The organism is Flavobacteriales bacterium (assembly GCA_020635855.1).
Taxonomy (GTDB): domain Bacteria; phylum Bacteroidota; class Bacteroidia; order JACJYZ01; family JACJYZ01; genus JACJYZ01.
Genome location: JACJYZ010000003.1, coordinates 641,058 through 667,991, shown reverse-complemented (window position 1 = coordinate 667,991; position 26,934 = coordinate 641,058). Strand labels below are relative to the sequence as shown.

Genomic DNA, 26,934 nt, shown 5'->3' with positions numbered 1-26,934 from the left:
GATGAAAAACCGTCTCCGTCCTCAACTTCCGTTGCTGATCACCCTGCTCTGCGGAGCGGTACACGCGCAAAACTTCAACCGTCCCGTACCGGTAGGATTTCCGGCATACGAATTCGAACAGCTGTCATCCGGATACAGCGGCTACTTTCTCACCACCACTTCGATGCTGAATGGGAAAACCGGTAACCGCGACATGGCCATCCTCGATGCCGACGGATACCTGGCCTGGTTCGCATCCGACAATACCGTCCGGAGCGGTTTTGAGTACCACCCCGAATTCCAGCGCTTTGTTTACTATCAATCCGGACCGCAAGGTGTGCGCTTCATCGAAATGGATACCAGCCTGAACCCGGTAGATACACTGGCTGCACCTACGGGTATCACATTCGACGGACATGAGTATACGCTCACATCCAACCACCACAAGATCGTGTTCGGGGTGAAAGACACGGTCATGGATCTGAGTGCCTACACATTCAACGGACAACAGGGACTGGCCAACGAAAATGTGATTGCCAACACCCTGTATGAGTTTGACGAGAACAACCAGCTGCTCTTCTCCTGGACGAGCACCGACCACATCCACCCGACCGAATTCATCGACGGCTTCAACTACAACCCCAATGCTTTCGACTACCTGCACTTCAATGCGATTGAGATGGATGACGACGGGAATTTCCTTTTGTCGGGACGGCACACCAGTACCATCTATAAGGTGAACCGAACCACCGGCGCCATCATGTGGAGATGGGGCGGCAGCATGTCCGACTTTACGCTGACATCGGGTACGCCGTTCAGCGGGCAGCACCACATCCGCAAGCTTGGCAACGGTCGCTATTCGATGTTTAACAACAACAATCCTTCCGGTCCGTCCCACGCCGTTGAGTATACCCTGGACACCGCCAAAATGGAATACGCGGAAGCATGGTCATACACCCATCAACCATCCACATACACCATGGCGATGGGCAGCCACCAACACCGAAGCGACGACCTCCACCTGATCAACTGGGGCCTCATCTATCGGCCCGCACCATCTTTCACTTTGATTGACGCCAATGATCAACCCATGGTGAATGTATACTTCCGCGACTCGGTGGCAGCCTACAGAAGCTTCGCCCAGGATCTCGATTTTACCCTACCCAGGCCGGAGATCAGTTGTGATCGCCCGGTGGGTGACCTGGTACTGACGGCACCAACGGCAGCTTCCTATTTATGGTCAGATGGCTCCACCACACAATCCATCACCGTAACCGATACCGGCACATACATGGTGTGGGTACCTTATGGAATCGGGATGATTGGATCCATGCCGTTTCAGGTGGATGACCTGGTGGGCACGTGTCCGGTGAACGGGATTGAGGAGGCACAGGATGATAGGCCCGAGTTAATAGAAAAACTGTTCGACCTGACAGGAAGGGAAGTCAAGACACCGATGCCCTATCAATTGTATATCGGCAGAACAGGGTCGGGAAAATCAAGGATGATTTATGGGTTACCCTCCTCCCGATAAACGTTTCACCGTAGGCGTATTCCCTTCGTTTGAGCTGCAGAGCCTTGATTGATTAACAACTTATCAACATTTCATTCCGCCTCCTTTGAGATCACCGGAGGAATCTCTACACTTGCCCAGATTTCTGTACGGAGGAATCACCCAGTATAACTTTCGTGTGGAAGCAGAACACCGCAAGGCGTTCTGTTCAGAATAACCGGATCCGGTCCGCGTCATGCCTGTGCATGCCCGGGTCGGGCGGAATGTCTTATGCATCTACGTAGCATCAAAATGAAAACACCCGTTATGCGCACCAAAACCACCATGATAGGCCTTGTACTGGGCGGCATCGCTGCCAGCATCATGCTTGTCAATTGCAACCAACAACCGAAAGACGACACCGAAACAAAAGAGCCGCCAGCGGTGGACACCATCCAGTCCGTTAACCTGAAAACCTTCGGGAGCTTCCAGTTCCCGACAGATTCCAACACCATTTATACTTGGCTGAACAACCGCGACACCACCAGCATTTACAACCACGCATGGAACATCTGGGCCGGGCTCACAGCCAACTCGGGTGAAGTGTACAAGGGTGATTCCTTGCTGGTGTACGAAACATGGCTGGGCATCTCCGAGATCAAAGACATGACCCAGAGCAACACAAAAACCAGCCGGGGTAAGGTAGCCCGCACCCCGCTCGCCAAGCCCAACCAGTTTGTGCATGCCGCCATTGCACGTGCACGGTTCGGCGGAGGCACCGATACGTCTGCCGGCAAAGGCAACAATTTCTGGGTAACGGTAGCTTACAGTCCGGCCGCAGCCAACTACGCCCTCACCAACCAGATCCTGAAACAGTCGGTGCTCGACAGCTACAAGAGACCCGGGGCCATCGGCGCCATCCCTGCATTTCCGTCTGACGCCATCACCATCAAACCCACCTATTACGTGGGCAAGAGAAGCGACGGTTACATCCGCATGCCGGCATGGCCAGGCACCCCCAACCCACCACGTGCTTTCGACCCGGCAAACGATACATGGGACAGCTACGTGTTTGTGGATGTGAACAACGGACAAACACCCGGCAAACCGCTGACGCCAGTGAAACAAGACGAACCCCGCACGGAAGCATCCACCTGCAACCTGACCGACTTCCTCTACTTCACCGTTGACAGCACCATGGCTGCCTACCTGAACCAACAACAGCAAACCCAAGGTGTGGTGGCAGACGCCGGTGATCTGGCCATGCTCGTAGCCATGCACGTTACTTCAAAGGAGATCAGCAACTGGACCTGGCAAACCTACTATTGGGCACCCAACCCGGGAACTCCCTTTGCCCCCAGTTCCTCGTTTGCCGCTACCTTGCAAAACAGTTACATCAAAGGCGCCGCCAGGCACTACGCCGTGTCTACCGCCTACAACATGGTATGGCCCAACCAACCCATCACCGGAGGAACCAACAAAGGTGTGACCGCCGTGATTGGCTTCAATCCTTTCCTCGAAGCAGGTTTCGGTCCGAATGTATTTGCAAGCAATCCCAGTAAACTCAACAAGAACTTCATCTACGGCGTGCAAACCAACTGCATGAGCTGCCACGTATTTGCCACGGCTGATACCGGTAGCGCTGCCCTCGGTTATTCAACCGACCAGTATGTAGACCTGAACGACACGGGTTACTTCAACAACCGCGTTCGGGTGGATTTCGCCTGGTCCATCCAGGGCAACATCATTACGAACAAGTAAGAGGGATTGCGTCTTCCCCATGCCTGGCCCTGTAGCATATCACTTGCTACAGGGCTTTTTTTTATCAACTTAGAAACCTACCGTCCAAGACGGCGATTAAGTTTTCAATGTTACGCCTGGTATTTTACCACGCAGGCACAAAGGCGCCAAGGAAAACAAAAAAAAGTTCGTGCAATGAACCTTTGTGGCTTAGCGTCTTGGTGGCATGCTTTTAACCGAAGGACTTTGCCCTCTTTTTAACAAAGCCACCTGCTCAAAAGATGGATTCTTTAAAGGGGTGAACCGAACATCAATCCCGTTTCATTTTGCAAAAGTTTGTTGCATTTTGCGAAAATCACAGACACCCTTTTTCGTTGGAACAATAGCTAAGCATCTGATCTTCAACAAAGCTTTATCAGGATGAACTTCTCGGCACACCTTTCGCAACCTACCCGGTGATCCTGCCATACCCGGTTCACGGTCGGATGAACGAATACGTCGCATATGGAAAAACAATTTACGTTCGAAATCAAGGTGATCGTTGCCATTGTCATCACCGTATTGATCGTAGGCGCCTCAGGCATCTTCGCATACAAAAGCATATCCGGCATCGTCAACTCGCTGAACGATGCAGCCAAACCGGATATCACACAGATCCTTTTAAAGGACATTCTCTCGGACATTTCAAACGCTGAAAGCAGTGTACAGTCCTATTCCATCATCAAGGAACCACGGTATCTGATACCTTACTATCATGCCGTCACATCCATTGATGAAAAAATTGACAAGCTCTATGATCTGAGTGCAAAAGACCGGTTTCAAAGATCCACGATCGACAGCGTGAGCAAACTCATTGAAAAGAAGTTCCTGATCCTGGACAGCATCCTCAACATGCAGGAGCGAGACCAGGTAGACCTTGCCCTTAAAAAGATTTCGGAAAAACTAAAAACCGGTCCGAACAAAAAAGCATCAACTGCAGAAGAGAAAGAAAATTCCGTCAGCAATATCTTCAACAAGATATTCAACAGCCGAAAGCCGGCCGACACAGCCCAGCCACTGCCAGTCCCCATCGAAGAGATGCAACATGAAATTGCACGCATTCAACAATTCGAGCTGAAAAGGTCGCAGGAAATGAAAGCCAAACAACTTGCATTCACCCGACAAAGCAAACTGGTAAACGACCACATACAAACCCTCATCCTTCAACTGGAAGACCAGGAGATACAACGCATCGAAGAAGAAACCGGAGAAGCCGAAGCACAGGCCATTCAAACCAACCGCATGATCGCCGCCTTCTGCGCTGCCGCATCAATTATGCTGTTGCTTGTGGGCTTTGTGATCATCAACTACACCCGGAAAAACAACGCTTACCGCAAGATCCTCAAAGAAGCCAAGGCGGATGCTGAACAGCTGGCGAAAGCCCGTGAAAACTTCATGGCCACCATGAGCCATGAGATCCGCACACCCATGAATGCGATTGTTGGGTTCACCGAACAGGTGCTGCAATCCAACCTCCGGCCCGAACAGAAAGAACAGCTGGACATGGTCAAAAAATCAGCCGATCACCTCTTACGCATCATCAACGAAATCCTGGATTATTCCAAACTGGAAGCCGGAAAACTGGAGCTGGAATACATCGGGTTCAACCCCGGGAAACTGATCGAAGAGATCACACTGCTCATGAAACCCCAGGCTATCAAAAAAAACCTGGACCTGACCTGGGAATTGGAAAACAGCGTTCCCCAAATCCTGCTAGGTGACCCGGTCAGACTCAAGCAAATCCTCCTGAACATCGTCGGAAATGCCATCAAGTTTACCGAGCAAGGGAACATCCGCATCCACGCAAAACCCGTCCTCTCCGGCAACACCAATCTATACCTTGAACTCAAGGTGACAGATACGGGGATCGGCATCAACAAAGAACACCTCGAAAAAGTGTTCCGGGAATTCGAACAGGCGGAAACACACACCTCCAGGAAATACGGCGGAACCGGACTCGGCCTCACCATCACCCGAAAGCTGGTGGAGATCCAGGGCGGCGACATACAGGTGGACAGCTTACCCGGGAAAGGTACCACCATCACAATGACCCTTCCCTATGGCATCGGAAATGAAAGCGATCTCCCTCAGGAAGGCGAAGCCCCCGTTCCCTACGAACACCTGAGCAACATCAACGTGCTCTTTGCCGATGACGAAGCCTACAACCGCATCCTGCTTGCAACCATCCTCAAAAAGTGGAACGTGCGCTTTACCGAAGTACAAGACGGGCAAGCTGCGGTGAACGAACTCCGGCAACGCCACTATGACATCGTATTGATGGATATACGCATGCCGGAAATGGACGGCATTGAAGCCACCAAAATGATCCGCACACAACTGGAAGGCGACAAAGCCTCCGTGCCCATCATCGCCCTCACCGCCGTTACATCACAGGAAGATATGCGCCTGTGCCGTGAAGCCGGAATGAATGATTTCCTCGCCAAACCCTTTAAAGAAAAAGAACTGTACCGGAAGCTGCTTGATCACCTGCACATCATTCCCAACGAAAACATACAGGCCGGAAAAACCTCCGATGCTCCTCCCGCATCACCCGAACAAAATGCAACCAAAAAGTACAACCTCCGGGAACTGTATGACGCAGCATCCGGAAACGAAACATTCGTAGCAGACATGATCGGCGTGTTCAACCAAAGCACCCGGGAAGGGATTCAACAGATCAAACAGGCAGCCGCAAAAAACAACTGGAAGATGGTTGCCAATGTAGCCCACAAAATTTCCGCACCCTGCCGCCACATGGAACTCACGGACATGCTCGACCTCATCAAAGACATCGAATCAAAAGCACGCGACAAAACGGACATAAACCTGATCCCCGGACTCATCAGCCGGCTCGACGCAGAAGCCGGCACCATCATTCCACTGTTGGAAAAAGAAATCGAAAAACGAACCGGCAAGCCCGGATCATCGTGATTCGGTATCTTTATCTTTTCAACTTTCCCCCGTATGAACAACAAACCATTCCGCATTTTCGTGATCGAAGACAACGACTGGTACAACAAGCTGTTGGTTCACAACCTTTCCCTGAATCCCGATTTTGAAGTGCAGGGCTTTCATACGGGAAAGGAATTCCTGAAACACCTCAGCCAGAACCCAGACGTGGTGTCGCTCGACTACCGCCTGCCCGACATGGAAGGCGACGAGCTCCTGAAAAAAATAAAGGACTACAACAAAGACATCGAGGTGATCATCATTTCCGAACAGGAAAGTATCGAAACCGCCGTGTCACTCCTCAAGGCGGGCGCTTACGATTACCTGGTGAAAGAAAAAAACATCCGCGACCGGCTGCTCAATACCGTTAACCACATCCGCAACAACGCCTCCCTTAAAGCCCAGGTGTCGGAGCTACAACAAGAGGTACAACACAAATACGATTTCCAGTCGTCCATCATCGGCAACAGTCCGCGCATCCAACCCATCTTCCGCCTCATCGAAAAGGCATCCGCCAGCAACATCACGGTAACCGTAACCGGCGAAACCGGCACCGGCAAAGAACTGGTGGCAAAAGCCATACACTACAATTCCGATCGAAAAGACAAACCGTTCGTGGCCGTGAATGCATCCGCCATCCCCGCAGAACTGGTGGAAAGTGAATTCTTCGGACACGAGAAAGGCGCCTTCACCGGCGCCTCTTTCCGACGCATCGGCAAGTTCGAGGAAGCCAACGGAGGCACACTCTTTCTCGATGAGATCGGCGACATGGACGCCGCCTTCCAGGCCAAACTGCTCCGCGCCATCCAGGAAAAAGAAATCGTACGCATCGGTAGCAACAAACCCATCCGCACCGATTGCCGGATCATCGTGGCCACCCACAAAAACCTCCAGCAGGAAGTCAAGGCCGGCCGCTTCCGGGAGGACCTATATTTCCGATTGTTCGGACTCTCCATCGAATTGCCTCCGCTCAGGGAACGAAGCACCGACATCCTCATGCTCGCCAAACACTTCATCACCCTCGCCTGCAAAGAAAACAACTGGGAGCGGAAAACCCTCTCCGAAGAAGCACGCACCAAACTCACCGGCTATACCTACCCGGGCAACATCCGGGAACTAAAATCCATGATTGAACTGGCCGTGGTGATGGCCGACGGAAATGAGATCCGCCCCGAAGACATCATCTTCGGCACCAACGAAATGTTCGGAGATACACTCCCCGATGCAGACCTCACCCTCCGCGAAATCAACCGCCGCGTGGTGGCGCGCTACATGCAGAAGTACGACCGCAACATCCAAACCGTTGCGGAAAAGCTCGACATCAGTCCGTCTACCATTTACCGCATGCTGAAAGAAAAAGACCAGGCGTAAATACGTTTTTCAGGCGGAAGGCAAGGACTTCCAATAAAGAATGCCACAAAGCAAAGGTTCACCGGGAAATAACACTTGAAGGCACCCCATGCATCTTTGCGCCTTCGTGACTTCGTGGCAAAACAAATTATCCCAGATCACGGATTTCCAGGATATAGATACACACCACCGATATCACCTGATCCTATGTCAATTTGAAACGCCCCTTTTCAAATTGACAAGCAAAAACAAGCGGCATCTTCACAACCCCCTGAACGTCAGCACCCGGTTTTTTTCGGAACAGATTTGGCACCTGCCACGGTACACCAAAACCCGAAAAACCATGAGCACGATCAAGAAAATCAAAATCGCCGTAACCGAAGACAACAGGTACTACAACGCCATCCTCTCCCGCTATCTTCAAACCGTTTGCAAGGGCATGCAAAACCGCTACCCCGGGCTTAACTTCGATATCCGTTCTTACCATAGCGGCGAAGAACTTTTGGAGAACGTGGAAAAAGACCTCGACATCCTGCTGCTCGACTACTACCTGTCAGACGACCCCGGACAGGACACCCTCAACGGACCGGAAGTACTGGCCGTGGTGCGCGACTACTGCAAGCACTGCAGCGTCATCATGGTATCAGAACAAAACCAGGTGGTGAATGCGGTGGAGCTGATGAAGAAAGGGCTCTACGATTATGTTGACAAGAACCTGAGCTCCAACAACCGCATCGGCAGCATCATCCAGGAGATCATCCGGAAACGGGTGGCCGCCTGATGAAGGATGTTTTTTTGTAGCGGACCGTTCATCGCACGCCCCAACTGCCGTCGGCTTGCCCGCCATAACCTGGTGAAGGTGGGGTTTTCCGCTCCTATGCACCATGTGTCGCTCATGATCGGAACACGGAAACAAACAAATGCCCGTCGCCACACAGTAACTCCCCGGCAGGTGCATACCGCTTCAACCCCGGCTATTTTGCCGGGGTTCGCGGCGTTGTAGTGGGTACTTTGACTTGCAGGTTTCACTTGCGTACCTTAGCGAACTGAAACAAAAAAACATGGCATCCGACCCCACCTTTGTCGACTTCATCACCGACCAGATCAATCACCCCGCCGGTGTAACGGCTAAAAAAATGTTCGGAGATTATGGCATCTATGCCGGCAACAAAATCTTCGGCCTCATCTGCGACAACCTTCTGTTCATCAAACCCACCGAAGCCGGTAGAAAATTCATCGGCAAACCGGTGGAAGCTCCTGCCTACCCCGGCGCCAAAAACAGTTTCCTGATCAAAGACAAACTGGAAGACCGTGAATGGCTGAGCGAACTCACCCGGCTCACCGTGGCCGAACTGCCCGAGCCCAAACCCAAAAAGAAAAAGGCCGGGAAACGGTAAGGAATCCGCCTGCCGAATAATTGACTTTGTTCAGATGCAGGCAAAGCCATGCCACAAAGGCACGAAAACACTAAGATGCACTACCATTTACAGGTAAATTTCCTTGTGTCTTCGTGCCTTTGTGGCAAAAACAATACAGGCAGAACCACCGTCTAAAACAAGTGGTTTCTATGTGGAACTAAAACCTGTCCGAAACATCAGCGCTTGAAAATATCTTCGATCTCAATAACCGAATATGGGGTGGCCGCCAAACCGCACCTGAACGTATCGGTTTGGAGTTCGAATTCGATCCATACATCCAGGTTGTCTTTCTGGTATTTGCTGTCAAGCTGCGTCGGGTGATACCACGCCGCTTCTCCTTCCAGCTCAATCATCCATCCGCAGCCATCGGCGGCAACCTGACCGGTATCATGCACAACGGCTTTGACCTTGCCTTCGGTCTTGTGGCATCCGAACCAACACAAGGCTCCGATAACCAAAACGCTCATACCTATTTTTCTCATAGCAGAAAAAGTTTTGTGGAGGGGAACACTCCTAAGGTCCGGGTCGGTTCACTTTTCCATACAACTGCTCCGGTTATTTTTAAAATCGCATCAGTTCTCACCAAAAGCAACCGGAATGTGCAGCTCAACCCGTGTACCCACCACCTTTCCGTTCTCGTTTTTCACATCAAGGATATCCACAGAGGCCCGGCCGGACATGCCCTTGCCGAGCAGGTCAAGCCGTTCCCTGATCAGTCGCGTACCCATGGAATAGTGCTGGTCGCGCACGTTCTTTTTGGATTCCGCCTCATCCCGTCCCACACCGTCGTCCTCCACCGTACAGAATATGCCATTGGTTTCTTTGGCGAGGCGGATGTTCAGTTTGCCGGCCACGCCCCGGTCTTTGTTGGCAATGCCATGCTTGATGGCATTTTCCACATACGGTTGAAGAATCATGGAAGGGATCTCCACCATTTCCTGGTCGAGTTCGGGATCCACTTCAATCTTATATTGGATCGGGAAACGGAGTGATTCGATCTCAATATAACTCTGAAGCGCCATGATTTCATCCTCTATCGGAATCAGTTGTTTCTCGGAGTTTTCAAGAATTCTTCGGGTGAGCTGCCCGAATTTACCCATTCCCTGGTGCGCTTTCTGAAGGTCACCTTTGAGAATCAGTGCCTGAATGGCCGACATCACATTGAACACGGTGTGCGGATTCATCTGCGCACGGACCGCCTTCAATTCCATTTCACTCACCTGCTTCATGTACTGGCTCTTTTTCCTTTGCAGGTTCACCCGGTAAACAAGCACGCCGGATGTTCCCAGCAAAATGAACAACACGAAAAGTCCGTTGCGCTGACTGGCATAAAGCTCCTTCTGTATTACGGCCTGGTTGGCTTCCTGCGACTTAAGCGCCTCGTTCTTTTTTGCCAGGGTGAGGTCGTTCCGCTTTTGGGCGCTCCAGTACCAGGCTTCCATGTCGGCCACCTGTTGGGTGTATTGTTTTTTGAACATGGAGTCGCGCAGTTCCTCGTTCAATGCATAATAGGTGTTGGCCTCTTTGTGCTTGCCCCATTTTTCATATAACCGGGCCAGCACTTTGTAGCTGTTGGAAGTATACTCATCGGCGCCTTTTTCACGGTTGTATTTCAAATAACCCAGTGCATACCGTTCCGCCAGAGGATAATTTCCTTTTGCTACGTATGCCTGTGCCATGGTCAGGTTTGCGGCCTGTGAATAGGCCGGATAGTTTTCCTTTTCCAATGCCAGTGCCAGGCCTGCGAAATACAGGGAGGAGTCGGGTTTATCCAACGCATACATGTGAGCGGCGAGGCCTTCATACGCCTGCAGGTTATTACGCTGGAAGTTGTTCTTATTATTCAGGGCAATGGCTTCCCTGAAACATTGAACAGCCTGATCATACCTGTGCAGGGCTTCATAGCACGCTCCCAGGTTCTGCAATGCGCCGGCATACCGCACCTCATCACCCATTTTCTTAAACTCAACTCCCACTTCCTTGTTCAGCTCAATTGCCTTGTCGATGTTTTTCAATCCGAACTGGATCTGGGCCAGGTTGCTTTTTGACATCAGTACACCTTTGTCATACCCTACCTCCTTGTAAATCTCAATGGCCTGCATGAGGTGGTCCACAGCCAGGTGATATTTACCTTCCTGGAATTGTTGAATGCTGTAATTGTAGTGCGCCTTACCGATGAGCTTGGCATCCCCGAGGGAATCTTTCAGCGCGATCAGTTTGAAGAAATACGTATCCACAGAATCGTGATGGATGCCGGCATCGATGTGATTCACGAAAATGCCGTTGTACACCGCTGCTATGCGGCCATAGCGATTCATCTCCATGAAAATCGGAAGGGATTCCCGGTAAATGGCATTGGATGTTTCGAATTCATCATACCAATGGTAAATACGTGCCTTTTCCATCAGCAGGTTTCCTTCCCATAACCTGTTGCCCGCTTCCCTGGTACGCCGGAGTCCTTCTTCCACCCAATACATGGCGCTGTCGCGGTTGACCTTCTTATACAGATCCGTCAGTTCCCAGTAGGCATTGGCAAGGGAGGTATCTGATTGTTCGGTGGCGAGAAATGCTTTCAAGCCTCCGATTGACAATGCCCGCAGGCTGTCGGCACTTACCCTGGCATGAACACCGGATATGTTGGCAAATGAAAGAATCAGCAGGAGAAGGATACTCCATAGAGAACTTTTCCAAGGAGTGGCAGAGGTGAATCCGGTAAGACACATGTGATTTTCGGGGGTAGACTGTAGGTTCTTTTTAAAGTCTCAAAGCTAAATCATTCAATCAAACATTTAGCATTAAGAAATCGGAAAGAATTGCCTATAATACCGCGTATATATACCTATATCACCAAACAAACACACGCCTCTCAACGCCTACAAAAACCCCATCTTTCCTGACTTCAACCGGGAATGTCTCCACGTGCATCCCTTGCCCTTTTCCATTCTTGAGGTTAAAACCGAACCTGTGCAATGGGCATACAATGAATCCATCCTGGCAGGAAGCTCCGCCCCATTTGAATCCTTGGTGCGGACAGCGAGGGCCAAGCGCAAAGATACCTTCCTCGGTACGCGCCATGCAAAAAGACCACCCCCCTGCCGTTACGGTTTGTGAACTGTTCAGGGGAATCTTTCTCTGTGCGGCTTCTTCGGTCAGGTACACCCTGATCCACTGAACACGTTTTTCAAAGTGCATCGTGAGGTCTGTGTGGGTGGTGGGTCTTTGGCAGGTAATGAACATGCACCGTAATTCCGGGTTTGGGCGGATGATGACCATCGTGGTTGTCTTGCGCATGGGCCTCCTCATCCGTTTCAGGCTCTTCCTCCTCCAGTTCGTAGTCGTATACCGGTGGTGGCGGTAAATCCACTTTCCAATACATAGCAGCTGTCATCACTCCGGATACCGCACCGAACAGGTGGGCTTCCCAGGAAACATGGTTCGGCATGGGAAAAATGCCCCACATCATACCTCCATACAAAAAGGTCACAACCAATGCCACCGCCACCGAACTTCGGTCGCGCCTAAAAATACCGCTGGCGAACAGGAACGTGGCCAAGCCATAGATCAGGCCGCTCGCTCCGATATGCACCACAGGTCGGGCAAAGCACCATAGCAGCAACCCGTGGGCCAGATAAATCCAGAGAAACACGCGGATCGCCACACGCCGGTAAAAATAATAGGTAAAAGCTCCAAGAACCAGCATGGGCAAACTGTTCGACAGGATGTGATCCAGGTTTTCAGGATCATGGATGAAGGGGCCCGTGAGAATACCGATCAATCCTTGAAAGCTCCGCGGTAAGGTTCCGAACCTGGACGCATCCATGCCCGAAGCATCCACGATAAGCCAGGAGGCCCACATCATGCCCAGCAACAATGCCGGGAACAGGATGCTGTACTTAAGCTTTATTTTTTGGACCGGATTCATTCGCATCGGTTCGGATCGATGACGCCGGATGTTCTATTGCGGTTGCTGGCCTTCCCATGGATGCGCTTCATTGTACTGCCTAAGGTACATGAACATCAACTTCCGTTGCTGACTGCGTTTCAGCTGGGAGAAAGATTCCAACATGGCCGGATCATCCTGCATCATGTGTATCATGTTGCCCGGCGTAAACTCCAATATCATGCCATCTGCCAGTTTCAGGACATATTGACGCATTTCCCTTGTATACATGGGTTCCCCTACCGTGTGGTACGGATTTGCCGGCCCCTGGTAGGTTTCCACAATAGCTGTGAAATGGGCGAGGCTACCCACAACAGGAACACGGTTAAAAGCACTGTTGTGGTTCACAAAGAGGGAACCGTTGGACACATATCCCCACATGGAAGAGCTTTTCACTTCCCGCACCGAGTCCCGGTCATCCTTGTACTTAATGAACTTACGGGTCATTTCTTTGTTCAGAAACTGGAGATCATCCTGCGGACTGCTGGAAATAATTCGTTCAAGCGGAATACATCGTGCATGCCTGAAATCCTCGAACGTCTGGTACAGACCATCCTTTAAACTGACATTTTGTGCCTGCGTGCCCCATGCCGTGCAAGCAATGATCAGAAATGTAATGAGCCGGTGCATCTACAAATATAACACACTCCGACCTACGCTGCATTGTCTTTTCAAATACCTACTTTTGCAATACATGGCAACTGTCAAACAATATCTTTCTCTGGTGAAATTCAGTCACACGATTTTCGCCCTTCCATTTGCGATGATCGGTTTTACGTTGGGTATCCTGGAACGGGGCGCAGGCATTGACGGATGGCTGTTGCTGAAAGTACTACTGTGTATGGTTTTTGCCCGGAGTGCAGCCATGGCATTCAACCGATATGCCGACCGGCGTTTCGATGCACAAAATCCCCGGACAGCAGTCAGGGAGATCCCTTCAGGTGTGATAGGTGCCAACGGGGCACTGGCTTTTACCCTGATCAACGCATTGCTGTTCATTGTAACCACCGGCTTCATCAACCCGCTCTGCCTGGCGTTGTCGCCGGTAGCACTGGCTGTGATCCTTGGTTATAGCCTGACCAAACGATTCACCGCACTGTGCCACCTGATCCTTGGTATCGGCCTGGCACTTGCCCCCATTGGCGCTTATCTGGCAGTCACCGGTGTATTTGCCTGGATGCCGCTGATGTTCTCTTTCGCCGTGTTGTTCTGGGTCAGTGGCTTCGATATCATCTATGCCCTCCAGGATGAATCTTTTGACCGCACTCATCACTTGAAATCCATACCGGTCTGGCTCGGAAGCAAAGGTGCACTCCGCCTGTCGGAGATGCTTCACACCGGATCCGCTGCCTGCGTGCTTATGGCAGGATGGATGGGAAACATGGGCATAGGCTATTGGACCGGATGTGCCCTTTTCATTGGCTTGCTGATCTATCAGCACCGCTTGGTCAAACCCAATGACTTAAGCAGGGTCGACCTGGCATTCTTCACCGCCAATGGCATAGCCAGCGTGGTTTTCGCCGCTTCCGTCATTCTGGATCTCTGCTGGCTCTAAGGCTAAGCGTAACTACGTATCCCGTAACCCTGGGTTAACAAGGTGCGTAGACATGTCACAGGACTAGCATTATTTCTCAAACGGATGTTCTCAGATGAACACGCAGATTAGGTACATATCGGACCTGCACCGTATCATGTCAGAAAAGAAACTGACATTGGTGTATGAGGGGAAATTGAACCGGGGAATCATCAACAGCTTGCTGCACATGAGCAAGACCAACCTGGACAGTCTCCGGATCAAACAGGCTGTCCAGAAAAAGGTGTATGCCATCATGGTGGAAGTCCTCGAAAGCCTCTACAAGCAAGGCCTCTCATCCAAACGCATCCATGCTACCAAGAACCTTCACCTGCCCATCATTATGATGGGAATTCGCGAAGACTTTCTCTACATCACCACCGGCAACCTCGTCAGCAACGGGCGCGCCAAACGACTCCGGGAAAAATTCAACCAGGTGAACCGGCTCGACAAACAAAGCCTGAAATCACTCCACCTGGATGCACTCACCAACAAAGAATTTTACGAAAAAGGATATTCCGACCTGGCCTTGGTGGACATCGCCCTGCGTTCGGGTCACCAGCTCGAATACGATTTCGATCGGGTGAACGATGAATTCCAATTCTACATGTTGCAGATCAAGGTCACCATTGAACGGGAAGAAAACCTTACCCAACACATTGTTCCTGAGTCGGACATGGAAGATGACGATGAGGAATAATTACCAATAACGAATCGGGCCGGTCTGTGGTCCCACACCCAACCTATCATTAGGTTCACATCCCGAACAAATCACTGTACTTTCTTTCAGGAGTAAGACCGAACATCATGTTCGCTCCTACCGCGTTTGCGTATTTCCTAACTTAGGCTGGGGCGGGGATTCGTGCGCCCCGACGCTCTGCGCAATCGGCCGGCAAAGCCCATGTCACGCGAGGTCAGGCCCTCTCTATCCGTCCCCCAATCATGCGCGTACCAGCCCGCTTCCCCTTGCCTATTGTCTACTATCTAACGTCTCCCATCTCTCCCGTTGGCACCTATCCCCTCAAGACACTTACGATTTTTATTAGGTTGATATTCTGGCAGTTGGAATATTGAAGCAATTTTACGGTTTGATATATAGGCTATGATTTATATATTTGTCTATCTTTATCTATATATTCTATTATACTCCACCATGAAACAACTTAAACTAACCGGGAAGCAACTGAATGACTATCTCAAATATGTAGCCTATCGTCGCAACGTGATAAAGAAAAACATTCAAGACCTGAAAGACGAGCTGGAAGAACTGGACGAGATTTGGGAACAGGTGAAAGACGATCCTAACAGTAGCCCCCTTAGCACGGATGACGATCCAACTTTTGTACGGGGTGACTATGAAAAGGAATGGAAGCTTGACGACAAGATCGACTTCTACTTTAATGCCACCAATAAGGTGGGATCCTACACGCAAATCATGTCATTTATCATTGCTCACGAACCCGGTATAGATGCCGTCAAGCTTAAAAGTTCTGTATCGGCAAGGTTGTCAGCAAGGAAAGGAAAGGGAGAACTAAACAGCGTAATCAACAACCACAAGCAATACTATGGGCCTCCGTCATTCTTTGACCAAAAGAAGATGATACCCAAAGAAGAGCATTTAAAGGACAAAATGAGAAAGGAACTGTATGGGAAATAAAAAAGTCCTCAGCGGCAACTGAGGACTGATTTTGTAGCCGGTGATTAGGTTTAATTCTGGAATTGTCACCCCAAGAATTGACGGTTCGATCCCGTCCGCCGGCTCATTTACTTAACACTCAAAGATATGGAAAAATTCACAATCAAACAGTTTCGTGAGCGGTTTCCCAATGATAACGCGTGTTTAGCTGAACTGTTCAAGATTAGGTACGGGCATATGAAGGAATGCCCAAAATGTGAACACAAAGCCGAATATGTTCGGGTAAAAACACGAAAGTGCTACCATTGTCGATACTGTTACCACCAAATCTACCCAACTGCCGGAACCATATTCCACAAATCCACGACACCTTTAAAGGATTGGTTTTTTGTTATGTTCTTAATGACCAGCACCCGAAACGGTGTTGCGTCCAAAGAGGTTGAACGACTCTTAGGCTGTACATACAAGACAGCCCTGCGTATGACCCATCAGATACGCAAGCTTATGAGCGGGAAAGACAAGGACAAACTAACCGGTTTTGTTGAAATGGATGAAAGTTGGGTGGGTGGCACTCCCCGGACAAGTGACTATGGAAGTAAATGGGAAAAGTATCCATACAGATGGAGGGACTTTAACAGAAAGTCAACTGTGTTTGGAATGGTAGAACGACGTGGGCATGTATGGGCTGTTGTGGTGCCAGATGCCAAAAAGGAAACACTTGTGCCAATTATCACAAAAAGTGTGGACAAAAGCGCCAAGGTATCGACTGACGAAAACAAAGCCTACAAGCGATTGTGCGACCTCGGATATGAACACAAGGCAGTAAGTCACATGATAAAGCAATACCGTGATGGATGGGCCACAACGAACACAATTGAGGGATTCTGGAGCCAATTAAAGCGAATGGTAAAGGGGACACACATCTTTGTATCCAGGGAATACTTACAGCGATACATTGATGAATGCGCTTATCGCTACAACCAACGTGAACTAGGAAGAGAAATGTTTAATCATCTTCTTTTGAGGGTGGCTGGTTGATGGATTGGCGTATGGCTTGGTTAAAGTCCTCCCGGTGATCCGGGTTGTCCATCCTAACAACAACTTCAGCACTCGTTATTTGCTCCGGGGAAATGGGCCTCTTTTCGTCTTTTGAATAGAACACGTATTCATCCTGATGTTGCTCTATGGTGCCGTGCAACATCTCTCCATCCTCAAGGATGAATTCGCAAATGTGATCCAAATAGGGTGCTAGTTGGGCTGTGGTCATCAATGATTTCTTTTGGGTATCCCCAAAGCTATTTAATCTTGTAGAAATTTCCCGCAATGCCAAGATATCTTGATGTCATTGGGTGATATCTGAACGAACTTGGGGGAGGGATATCCGTTCCCATATTTGGCATACACTTCATACATCTGTACTCGAACTTGGAGAATATAAGCCAATTGCTGTATTTAGAATGATACTCTATTGCTCTTTTGGGGGAAGCCGTTATTTCTGATGGCAGATAGTCCTTGAAGTCTTTTAAAGATGGATTGGTAAAGATCAAGAAGACCATCAGTATACACCCGATAATCAAAATACCCTTTTTCATGTGGCACACAAGATTTACCGTAGGTCCCTTAACGGAAATTGAACCATAAAAAAAGCGTGGAACCTGAAGGTGTCTGCTACTGAGGCCGACCAAGGCCCTATCACAAAACACACACCAAGCCAACGCTATGCGTGGGCTTAGCTGTCTCCTGTGATAATGGTAATTTGGTCGTTTCAGTAGCGGAGCAGCTACGCTTTTTATGTCGAGGTAAAAATAAATAGCATCGCACAGACAAACAACTACATATATGCAAGGCATGATTGTTAAACTTTGTGTCCTGTCACAATTTTTCATCATTCCGCTTGTTTTAATGGAAACTTTTATAATACCTTTGCGTACATGAACAAGTAAAAAGCGATAGCTTAAACAAACACACAAAAGAACATTTCAAGATTAAACCACCATTGATTTACCCAAAGACAGCTTAAAAAAAACGATAAAGAACATACAGAGATTTCACTTAGCCCGCTGCATTTTTGTAGCGGGCTTTCGTGCTATAAACTAAAACTTTTAAACATGCAGACTCAGACAAAGACCCAAAACCCACTTTTTCAATATGCTTCTCTTGGCAAGATTGATGACACATTGAACAAGCTTCAATCAACAGCAATCCCAGAAAATTGGGACTATGCCAAGACACCGTGTCAAAAACAATTTCCTATTCTTCGCAATTACTTGATTCACACATTTATGCGAATCAAGGAACAAGGAAAAATAGCTGAATATGAAAGATATTCATGTTTTAACACAGGGCTAATAACACCTAATTATCAGGAAATATTCATACTGTTTAAGGAAACACAGGACGGTTCTGGCCGGTTCTTTGTTGAATTTTGTAAGGAAAGTGATTCAAACTTAGCTAGATTCTCAAAGCTTCCTGAAAGAGCCACCTATTTTGATGACATATCAGAACTGTTTTACGACTTCGGATTAGAATTAAGGATTAACATTGATCACATAGTTGATGATCCTAATAATATTGATAGATTCCCCGAGGACATCAAAAAGCTTCCCAAGCATCAAATAATAAACACGCTTACTGGCGCAATTGAACATGCCAAGAAACGTGTGATGCGTAACTACAAGACTGCCATTCCGCAATACTATAGGGGGCAATTTGTTCCAGAAGGCCAAATTCAACTGTTACTTCCTTTGTGTCTGACGAATCCTTCTACAGCTGATTTAGCTCTCGCCATCTATAAGAACGGGTCATACTACAATGGAAGAACGTGTTTGACTTTGGATATGGCTATAAACAACGCCAGACTGATCGCCCGCCCAGATGACGAATGGCTAAAGCCATAGTCATTACTAAAAACATCCAGCCGCCTAGTGCGGCTTTTTTTGTGCCCATCCCGCTAGAAACCACAGACAAATAGCCAAGTGTTCTGAGGGTATAGGTGCCCTCCCGTTAACATTTTTTAAGGTACTATGTATTGCATAGTACTATATTTTGATCTACATTTGTCCCATGATCAACATCGAAAACACCAAGGCGCAGATGCGCAAAGGGATTCTCGAGTTCTGTATCCTCTCACTACTCAACGACACGGATGCTTATGCCTCCGACATCATCGAGCGACTGAAACAATCCAAACTGATTGTGGTGGAAGGTACCCTCTACCCTTTGCTGACCCGGCTCAAGAATGCCGGACTGCTCAGCTACCGCTGGGAAGAATCTTCCTCCGGTCCGCCCCGAAAATATTATGCCCTGACACCTGTAGGCAAGCAATTCCTGAAAGAACTCAACACCACCTGGGAAGAACTTGAACAGGCCGTTCATTCCACCACTTCCAAAAACAAGAACCATGAATAAAACCGTCACGATCAACATTGCAGGGATCATTTTTCACATTGAAGAAGAAGCCTATGACATCCTGCAGAAATACCTGGATAAGATCCGCGGGTATTTCAGAGAAGCCGAAGGCCGCGACGAGATCATGGCCGACATCGAATCCCGCATTGCCGAAATCTTCCAGGGAAAGGTCAAAGACCGGAAGGAAGTGATCGTAAAATCCGACGTGGAGGAAATGATCAGGGTGATGGGAAAACCTGAAGACTTCGCACAACATGAAGAAGAAGGCACCGAGGCTCATGGTGCAACCGACGAAGGTCACAGCTATCGACGCAGGAAAGCACGGCGACTCTTCCGCGACCCCGACGACAAAGTACTGGGTGGGGTTTGCAGCGGGATCGGTGCCTATTTCGACCTGGATCCGCTTTGGTTCCGCCTGGCATTTGCCGCCTCCTTCCTGCTATTCGGTTCTGGTTTCCTCTTCTACATCCTCCTTTGGATGATCGTTCCGGAAGCTTCTACCACCGCAGAAAAGCTTGAAATGAAAGGAGAAAAGGTCAACATCAGCAACATTGAAAAAACCATCCGTGATGAAATGGACAACCTGAAGAAACGCTTCCAGGGTTCGGATGGCAAGCATGAACGACAGGCCGACAAAGACAGGTCCGGAAATTTTTTTGAGCGCTTCTTCTCCGCCATCGGTCAACTGATATTGGGCGTACTGCGCCTCGGAGGAAAGTTCATCGGTGTTGTGCTGACCTTCTTCGGCATCTTCCTGCTGATCTTCTTTATCGCATCCCTGTTCGGTTCGGATGTTTTCTTCGGATGGCACAGCGATGACGTCCGGTGTGGCATCGAAGGAATGGAATGGATCGATATCCAACGCACTTTCCTGCCGGCATCTTGGCAATTCCCGATTGGCATCATCAGCCTGATCCTGGTCGTATGCATACCCATCATGGGACTGCTCCTGGCAGGAGTACGACTGCTTTTCGGTGTGCGCACCGGTACCCGCGGAATGGGGTTGATTCTTTCCGCCTTATGGGCTGCCGGCGTGATCATGGGACTGGTGCTGATCTCAAGAACTTCACTTGAGTTCAAACACGAAACCGATTCCAGGGAAATGATTCCCGTTGCCACACACGGAGACACCCTTTACCTGGATGTAAACCGCGATCATTTCAAAACCACAACCTACGACCGTTACCATCCCGATTACCTGGAGTTTGTGGAAATCGGCGACGGAAAAGTATACATGGGCGCCCTTCGGCTTGACATCCGCCGAAGCATGACCGATAGTGTTTCCGTGGAAATAATCAAATCGGCACACGGAAGAACCCGGGGAGAAGCGGAAATGCATACCGACGACATCCGTTATGCCTTCTCCATCCGTGATTCACTGATCCTGTTCGACCCGTTCTTCACCTTCAGCCGGGAAACACCATGGCGTGTGCAGCAGGCTGAAGTGATTGTATGGATTCCCGAAGGCATGGTCATCGACCTGAGTCAACGCATGGACCGAATCCTCTACGACGTAGACAATACAACCGATACATACGACAGGAAAATGGTCGGACATCAATGGAAGATGACCCGCGACGGACTCGAATGCATTACATGTGAAAAACGCTATGAAAACAGAAGCCGAGACATCATCACCGACGTCGACGTAGAAATGAATGGAGAACAAAAAATCCGGGCCATCTAGCCCGGATTTTTTTATTGGGTGCGGTAGATTTCCCTGATCAGATTTTGCCGTGCCTCCCTCACCAGTTCCATCTTCCCTTGATCCAGCTTAACCAGGATCCATTGATACGTTCGCGCCTCCCCTTGCGGAATATCTCGGCCGTTGTAACGAAGTACCTTCAGAAAAAGCCTGCTGGCCTCTTCATTGAACTCCCACGTTCCCTCCATGACGTTGCCATTGGCCGTTTGCAAATACGTACCATCCTTTTGAAACACGAGGGTGTTTGCCTGATCTCCCTGCGGTGATTCAACAGGCACGCCAGACTCATGAATCACAGCCCGATCAAAGCTCCACTTCGTACAGATTTTCTGCTGCACCAAAGCAGCACTCAACTGCGCACTTGCAACTCCCGCCAGTGAAACCAGGAGACCGGTCAGCAAGCAGGTCAAAAAGTTCTTGTTCATGATTCCTGTCTGTGTTTAACGAACCAATGTGACGTGGCCGATTCGTTTGAAATCTTCCCCATCACAGAATGTACCCTTTGCCAGCCATACAAACACGTCTTCCTGGGCGTCATTTCCGTTGATCTTTCCATCCCATCCATCCATACCTGTTGTCTTGAACACCAGGTTTCCCCACCGATCAAAAATGAACATTTCAAGTTCACAAACATTGTAATACTTCGGCATGAAGATGTCATTCTTACCATCTTTGTTCGGTGTGAATACGTTGGGGAAATAAATGGCATGAATATCTTTTACACAAACCGTACGAATGACTTCATCCCAGCAACCGTACTGGTTTTCAAGCACAAGTCGAACGTCGTAACACCCCGTATCGCTGAACACGTGGGTGGGATTCCGGGAAAGACTGGTATCTCCATCACCAAACTCCCAACGCCAGCTCACCGCGTCGGTTGATTTGTCGGTGAAGTCTATCACCGGATAGAAGATGTTCACCTCCCATGGATCGGCGGTGAAATCGGCGGATGGCCATGGATAACCTTCCACGTAACAGTTTTTGGTCAGGGAAGATGTACATCCTTCAGGAGACGTAACTGACAATGTGATATCATAACATCCCGGTTCCGAAAATGTATGTTCGGGATTGCAGTCGGTGGATGTGGTTCCATCACCGAAATCCCAGTAACACGTTCCTCCCCCGGAAGTGCAATTGGTGAATGTTGCCACCAGGGGTACGCAACCCGTGAGGCTATCGGTGAAGCAGATCACCGGGTACACCGAAATGTCATTCACAAACACACAGGTCTGATCCGAACACCCGTTGGCGTCGGTAACCGTCACACAATAGGTGCCTGATGCAAGGCCTGTCACCGTTGACGTGGTACTCTTGCCTGCATCATCCCATGTGTATGTGAAGGGTGGGGTTCCTCCTGTGACGACCTGAACGGAAGCCGTTCCGATGTCATTGCCACAGGAGGCAGGAGAAGAAGCTGTATCCAGCACGATTGCATCCGGTTCGATTAATGTCACACATAAAGTCTCACTGCATCCGTTTGCATCGGTGACGGTCACACAATAGCTGCCGGCCGTCAGACCGGTCGGGTCCTGTACGCCAGAACCATTGTCCCACTGATACCCGTAGTTCGGGGTGCCACCGGATACCGTCAGATCAATACCTCCATCCGCACCTCCCCAGCACCCGATGTCCTGGTGGGTTTCAGTCACCACCAAAGCCGTGGGTTCAGTTACCGTTACCATCAACGTCTTTAGACACGAAGCCGCATCTGTGACACTTACCGTATAGCTTCCGGCGCAAAGACCAGTAGCTACGGCACCACCCTGCGACGCTGCATCACTCCATGCATACGTCAGGGTTCCCGAACCACCGCTTGCCGTAACGGTAGCGGTTCCATCGCAAGCACCATTGCAGGAAATATCGGTGTGTGTCACGGTGGCGGTAACACCGGCAGGCTCTGTGATAACAACCCCGATGGTGTCCTGGCATCCGTTCTGATCGGATACGCTCACCGTGTAGTGGCCTGCGCAAAGACCCGTTGCCATAGCAGCCGTTTGTGTGGCGGGATCATTCCATACATATTGGTAACCCGGACTTCCGCCACCGGCAGATACCGTTGCACTTCCGTCACAATACCCGTTGCAGGTCACATCCACCTGACTGGTGGAAAGTGTGAGTGCGTTGGGTGCAGCGAGGGTCGCATTTGTGGTAGACACACAACCCTTCGCATCGGTAACGGTTACGTTGTATGTTCCCACACACAGTCCCGTAGCGGTGCCTGCGGTTTGCGATGCCGGATCATCCCAGGCGTAAGAGAAACCGCCATTCCCGCTTGCATTCACCGTAGCGGAACCATTGCACATGCCATTGCACAACGGATCGACGGTAGTGGTAGTAAGCACCGGCAGTTCATTGACAATCACAAGCGCGGAAGCGGTATCGGAGTTGCCATCCGCATCGGTAACTGTCACGTAATATCTCGTGGTAGCGGCGGGACATACGGAATGCGGTCCGGCACCGGTACCCGGACTCGGGTTCCAGGTGATGGTATAGGGCAAAGCACCGCCCAGAGCAGATGCTTCCACAGTTCCGCAATCACCGTTGCAAATTTCATCGCCGGTGGCGGTGACGGTCGGCCCGCAGCTGACGATCACCGATACGCTGTCTTCCACCGAACAACCATTGCCGTCGGTCAGGGTCACATGATATGTGGTGGTGGTGGCGGGTGTGGCCACGGGGTTCGGGCAAGTGGTGCACGACAGGCCGTTGGTGGGTGACCATATGAATGACCCCGTGCCGGTGGCGTTCAGGTTGGCACTGTTGGTGCAGATCACCTGGTCGGGGCCTGCATCCACAGCGGGTCCGTCACTGATTGTTAACGTGGCTGATGCATCCAGGCTACCTCCGCAGATGGCCTGACCGATGAACAGCTCGATGGTTTCCTGTCCTTCCACCAGCTGGTCACAAATAGCGGACACAGGAACGGTCACGGTTGTTTGCCCAACCGGAAAGTTCACCGTGCCTGACAATCCGGTAAAGTCTACACCGTCCGTTGCGGTACCCTTCAAGGTATAGTTAATGGTGAGTGCCTTCGCCTGCGCCTGATCCAATGTAAAGGTAAATGATCCGTCGGTGCAGCATTCAACGGCATCGGTTGCGGTAACGGTGAGCGTAGGTGTACCGCAGTTGATACCTCCCTTCTCCAGGAATACGCCGGAGTCATAGATCCCGTCGCCATAGTCGGCAATGACCACTTTCAGGTGGTAGGTTTCACACGGAACTACCTTCATGGTGGCGGTAAGAACTTTCGTAAATCCATCATACTGAACCGTAGCACCGTTGGTGTTGTTCACATAATACTGGTTGTTGGTATTGGCATTGATGTTATCGATTTCCACGTTCAGGTTGGTACCCGGCACCAATGCGATGTTCTGAGTGCCGGTAATCCCGGGACCTGAAATCAAAAAGGCAAACGCATCGCTCACGTTTGAGTTCACATATTCGGGATACTCTTCGGATCCGAACACATAATGAATCTGAATCTGATCACAGGTCGGAACGATATCCATTTCGATGGAACACGCGTCAAAACTTTCATTCCCGTTGGCACATTGGGTACAGGTACAGGTTCCGTTGCTTGTCATGGTACCTGTGCAACCGGGTTGGGTGCAGGCGCCACCGACGGTACAGGGTGTTCCACCATTCACCAGGTCATCCAGGTCTTTGTCGCCCGGTCCGTTGTTGTCTCTTCCTGCATCCCCCTGGTTATTGGGTCCCCGGGCCAGTGTAATGGAACCGGTGGTAAGAAGGATACCTCCGGTCAAGCCGATGTTGGATGCGGTTCCATCGAACGAGCCGTATGCACCGTTCGGACAATTAACGGTGAAGTTGGATACGGTCACGTCGGGACCGAAAAGAAGATCCTTGATATTGTTTGCAGTCAACCCGCCTACCACGGTCAACTGTGCATGAGCCGACCAGGCTGTTGTAAAAAACAACACAGCGGTAAAAATGTACCTATACCAGAACTTACCACTCAGGGAGGTATGTTTCATGTCTGATAGGAAGTTGGGTTCTCAGGACGCTACACGAACGCTACTGGTTAAAAATAATGGGCGCACCAGTGAGGAATGATGAAAAAAATATCGATTTTTGGATTTCTAACACGTGTGCATCCGGTGCTTTAAATGACATTATTTCCTGATCATCAATTTTTTGCACCAAAAACATTTAAGGCATTATTGGTTTTAAAATGAAGAGTCCAGATCCCCTTCACCTGCTCATCCAGCACTTATCTCAAACCGAGAAGCGATACTTCAAACGGTTTTCTCAACTGCATGGGACCAAAGACAGCAACTACCTTTTGCTGTTCGATGCGATTGACAGGATGACTGTGTACAGCGAATCCGGACTCCGGGGTAAGCTCAAAGGCAAGACCCTGTTGAAACATCTTTCCTCCGAAAAGAATTACCTCTACCACCTGATCCTCAAAAGCCTCAGGGCATACCACGCCGACGGAAGCAAGAACAACGAGTTGTACAACCTCATGCAGAGCATCGAGATCCTGTTTGAAAAAGGGCTCTACAAACAATGTGAAAAGCTGGTGCAGAAAGCCAAAAAAATAGCGTACACCTATGAGAAGAACACCCTGCTCCTGGATGTACTGGCGTGGGAGCAAAAGATCACCCGGGCGCGGTTCGACCTGGAAAACCTGGACGAAACCATCACCGAGGAAAACAGGATCATTGGCGAATTGCAACAGGTGGTAAGCCTGAAAATCATCTTTTACCGGTTGACAACCTTTATTGATCAGCGGGGTGTTGCACGAAGCAAGGAAGAACTGCAACGCCTGGATGAGATCATCCGGAAAGACATCCTCCAGAAAGAACGCCCCGGCTGGAGCTACGAAGCAGGAGTCTATTACTACATGGCGTGGTCGGATTATTATTATGCCCATGGCAACCTGGAAAAGGACTATGAATACTCCCGAAAACTTCTTCAGTTCGTCACTTCCTATCCCCAGCTGTTGGTACAGGATGTGCGCGTACACGTGAATGCCCTCAGTTATTTCATCATCGCGTGTTTGCGGTTGAAACGGTTTGATGAGGCCCATCACACCCTGGGTCAGTTGAAGGCCTATTTGCCCGGTCTCAGAAAACTCACACGCGACATGGAGGTGCGAACCTATTCACTGTGTGTTCGTCTGGAATTGAACTATTTCAGACTTACCGGACAGTTTGAGAAGGGAGCAACCCTGGTACAGGAAGTCAGCTCTGCCCTTTCCACCAAACAGCGTCCGCTCAGCAAAGAACAGGAACTGGTGATCGGGTTCTTTCTTGCATTCTTTTACTGGCAGGCGGGAAACCGCAAGCAAACCTTGCATTGGATCAATCACATCCTGTCGCAGAAACTAAGGGAAGATATTTTGTGTTTCACACGAATCCTGAACCTTATCTTCCACTATGAACAGGGCAATGAAATGATCCTGGACCACAACATCCGCTCAACAAAGAGTTACCTCAAACGAAAGAAAAAGCTATTCAACACCGAGATTATCCTATTGAAATACCTGGAAAAACTTGCTGAACATGAAGACCAACGCGACAAGTTATGGCCTGCATTGTTCAAGCAAATGAAAGAGAACCTGACCAATCCCTACGAACGCACCATCCTGGATTATTTTGATCTTCTGGCCTGGATCGAAAGTAAAATCGAACACAAAACACTGGAGGAGGTGGTACGCGAAAGACTGGTCAGAAAATAAT

General features: G+C 49.8%; 22 protein-coding genes. 14 read left to right on the top strand and 8 right to left on the bottom strand.

Annotation, left to right across the window (positions count from 1 at the left end):
- Position 1 precedes the first annotated feature (1 nt).
- From H6585_11195 to H6585_11170, 6 genes are all read left to right on the top strand, one after another.
- Positions 2-1,513 carry an aryl-sulfate sulfotransferase gene (locus H6585_11195; GenBank protein ID MCB9448900.1) on the top strand — a complete coding sequence of 504 codons (1,512 nt, stop codon included), beginning with the start codon at positions 2-4 and terminating at the stop codon, positions 1,511-1,513.
- 285 nt (positions 1,514-1,798) lie between these two features.
- A complete protein-coding gene (locus tag H6585_11190) occupies positions 1,799-3,232 on the top strand; it encodes a hypothetical protein (protein MCB9448899.1) in 1,434 nt (477 codons plus the stop codon).
- A gap of 483 nt (positions 3,233-3,715) precedes the next feature.
- Positions 3,716-6,181 carry a response regulator gene (locus H6585_11185; protein MCB9448898.1) on the top strand — a complete coding sequence of 822 codons (2,466 nt, stop codon included), beginning with the start codon at positions 3,716-3,718 and terminating at the stop codon, positions 6,179-6,181.
- A 33-nt stretch (positions 6,182-6,214) separates the two neighbouring features.
- A complete protein-coding gene (locus H6585_11180) occupies positions 6,215-7,570 on the top strand; it encodes a sigma-54-dependent Fis family transcriptional regulator (GenBank protein ID MCB9448897.1) in 1,356 nt (451 codons plus the stop codon).
- Between the two features lie 322 nt (positions 7,571-7,892).
- Positions 7,893-8,330: a response regulator gene (locus H6585_11175; GenBank protein ID MCB9448896.1), complete on the top strand. Its 438-nt coding sequence runs from the start codon at positions 7,893-7,895 to the stop codon at positions 8,328-8,330.
- 280 nt (positions 8,331-8,610) lie between these two features.
- Positions 8,611-8,946, top strand: coding sequence for a TfoX/Sxy family protein (locus H6585_11170; protein MCB9448895.1), 336 nt, complete (start codon positions 8,611-8,613; stop codon positions 8,944-8,946).
- Positions 8,947-9,143: 197 nt separating this feature from the next.
- On the opposite strand, the gene H6585_11165 is transcribed toward H6585_11170, so the two are convergent.
- The 5 genes from H6585_11165 to H6585_11145 all read right to left on the bottom strand — a co-directional run bounded on the left by H6585_11165 (position 9,144) and on the right by H6585_11145 (position 13,537).
- Complete coding sequence (locus H6585_11165) at positions 9,144-9,449, bottom strand: hypothetical protein (GenBank protein MCB9448894.1); 306 nt, start codon at positions 9,447-9,449, stop codon at positions 9,144-9,146.
- 90 nt (positions 9,450-9,539) lie between these two features.
- Positions 9,540-11,690 (bottom strand): histidine kinase, encoded by a 2,151-nt coding sequence (locus H6585_11160; protein ID MCB9448893.1) that lies wholly within the window; start codon positions 11,688-11,690, stop codon positions 9,540-9,542.
- 121 nt (positions 11,691-11,811) lie between these two features.
- On the bottom strand, positions 11,812-12,159 hold the full coding sequence (locus tag H6585_11155; GenBank protein ID MCB9448892.1) for a Rieske 2Fe-2S domain-containing protein: 348 nt from the start codon (positions 12,157-12,159) through the stop codon (positions 11,812-11,814).
- A complete protein-coding gene (locus H6585_11150) occupies positions 12,149-12,889 on the bottom strand; it encodes a rhomboid family intramembrane serine protease (protein ID MCB9448891.1) in 741 nt (246 codons plus the stop codon). Before H6585_11150 ends, H6585_11155 begins: the two co-directional genes overlap by 11 nt.
- A 33-nt stretch (positions 12,890-12,922) precedes the next feature.
- Complete coding sequence (locus H6585_11145) at positions 12,923-13,537, bottom strand: hypothetical protein (protein ID MCB9448890.1); 615 nt, start codon at positions 13,535-13,537, stop codon at positions 12,923-12,925.
- Positions 13,538-13,601: 64 nt separating this feature from the next.
- Between H6585_11145 and H6585_11140 the strand changes: the two genes are divergently transcribed.
- From H6585_11140 to H6585_11125, 4 genes are all read left to right on the top strand, one after another.
- Positions 13,602-14,462 carry a UbiA family prenyltransferase gene (locus H6585_11140; GenBank protein ID MCB9448889.1) on the top strand — a complete coding sequence of 287 codons (861 nt, stop codon included), beginning with the start codon at positions 13,602-13,604 and terminating at the stop codon, positions 14,460-14,462.
- A gap of 136 nt (positions 14,463-14,598) precedes the next feature.
- The gene (locus tag H6585_11135; GenBank protein MCB9448888.1) at positions 14,599-15,180 is read left to right on the top strand and encodes a hypothetical protein; all 582 of its coding nucleotides are present in this window, start codon (positions 14,599-14,601) and stop codon (positions 15,178-15,180) included.
- Between the two features lie 453 nt (positions 15,181-15,633).
- A complete protein-coding gene (locus H6585_11130; protein ID MCB9448887.1) occupies positions 15,634-16,137 on the top strand; it encodes a hypothetical protein in 504 nt (167 codons plus the stop codon).
- Positions 16,138-16,263: 126 nt separating this feature from the next.
- Positions 16,264-17,154, top strand: a complete 891-nt coding sequence (locus H6585_11125) for an IS1595 family transposase (protein ID MCB9448886.1) — start codon at positions 16,264-16,266, stop codon at positions 17,152-17,154.
- On the opposite strand, the gene H6585_11120 is transcribed toward H6585_11125, so the two are convergent.
- Entirely contained in the window at positions 17,123-17,446 is a 324-nt protein-coding gene (locus H6585_11120) for a hypothetical protein (GenBank protein ID MCB9448885.1), read from the bottom strand. The two genes, H6585_11125 and H6585_11120, sit on opposite strands and share 32 nt — an antisense overlap.
- 778 nt (positions 17,447-18,224) lie before the next feature.
- On the opposite strand from H6585_11120, the gene H6585_11115 reads away from it, so the two are divergent.
- The 3 genes from H6585_11115 (at position 18,225) to H6585_11105 (ending at position 21,211) form a co-directional block, all read left to right on the top strand.
- A complete protein-coding gene (locus tag H6585_11115; protein MCB9448884.1) occupies positions 18,225-19,013 on the top strand; it encodes a DUF3825 domain-containing protein in 789 nt (262 codons plus the stop codon).
- Between the two features lie 169 nt (positions 19,014-19,182).
- Entirely contained in the window at positions 19,183-19,524 is a 342-nt protein-coding gene (locus H6585_11110; GenBank protein MCB9448883.1) for a PadR family transcriptional regulator, read from the top strand.
- The gene (locus H6585_11105; protein MCB9448882.1) at positions 19,517-21,211 is read left to right on the top strand and encodes a PspC domain-containing protein; all 1,695 of its coding nucleotides are present in this window, start codon (positions 19,517-19,519) and stop codon (positions 21,209-21,211) included. The genes H6585_11110 and H6585_11105 overlap by 8 nt, the downstream gene beginning before the upstream one ends.
- A gap of 11 nt (positions 21,212-21,222) precedes the next feature.
- Here H6585_11105 and H6585_11100 read toward each other — a convergent pair whose 3' ends face one another.
- On the bottom strand, positions 21,223-21,654 hold the full coding sequence (locus H6585_11100) for a hypothetical protein (GenBank protein ID MCB9448881.1): 432 nt from the start codon (positions 21,652-21,654) through the stop codon (positions 21,223-21,225).
- 15 nt (positions 21,655-21,669) lie between these two features.
- Positions 21,670-25,224: a choice-of-anchor L domain-containing protein gene (locus tag H6585_11095; protein MCB9448880.1), complete on the bottom strand. Its 3,555-nt coding sequence runs from the start codon at positions 25,222-25,224 to the stop codon at positions 21,670-21,672.
- Positions 25,225-25,421: 197 nt separating this feature from the next.
- Here H6585_11095 and H6585_11090 point away from each other — a divergent pair, with 197 nt between their 5' ends.
- A complete protein-coding gene (locus H6585_11090) occupies positions 25,422-26,933 on the top strand; it encodes a hypothetical protein (protein ID MCB9448879.1) in 1,512 nt (503 codons plus the stop codon).
- Position 26,934 lies beyond the last annotated feature (1 nt).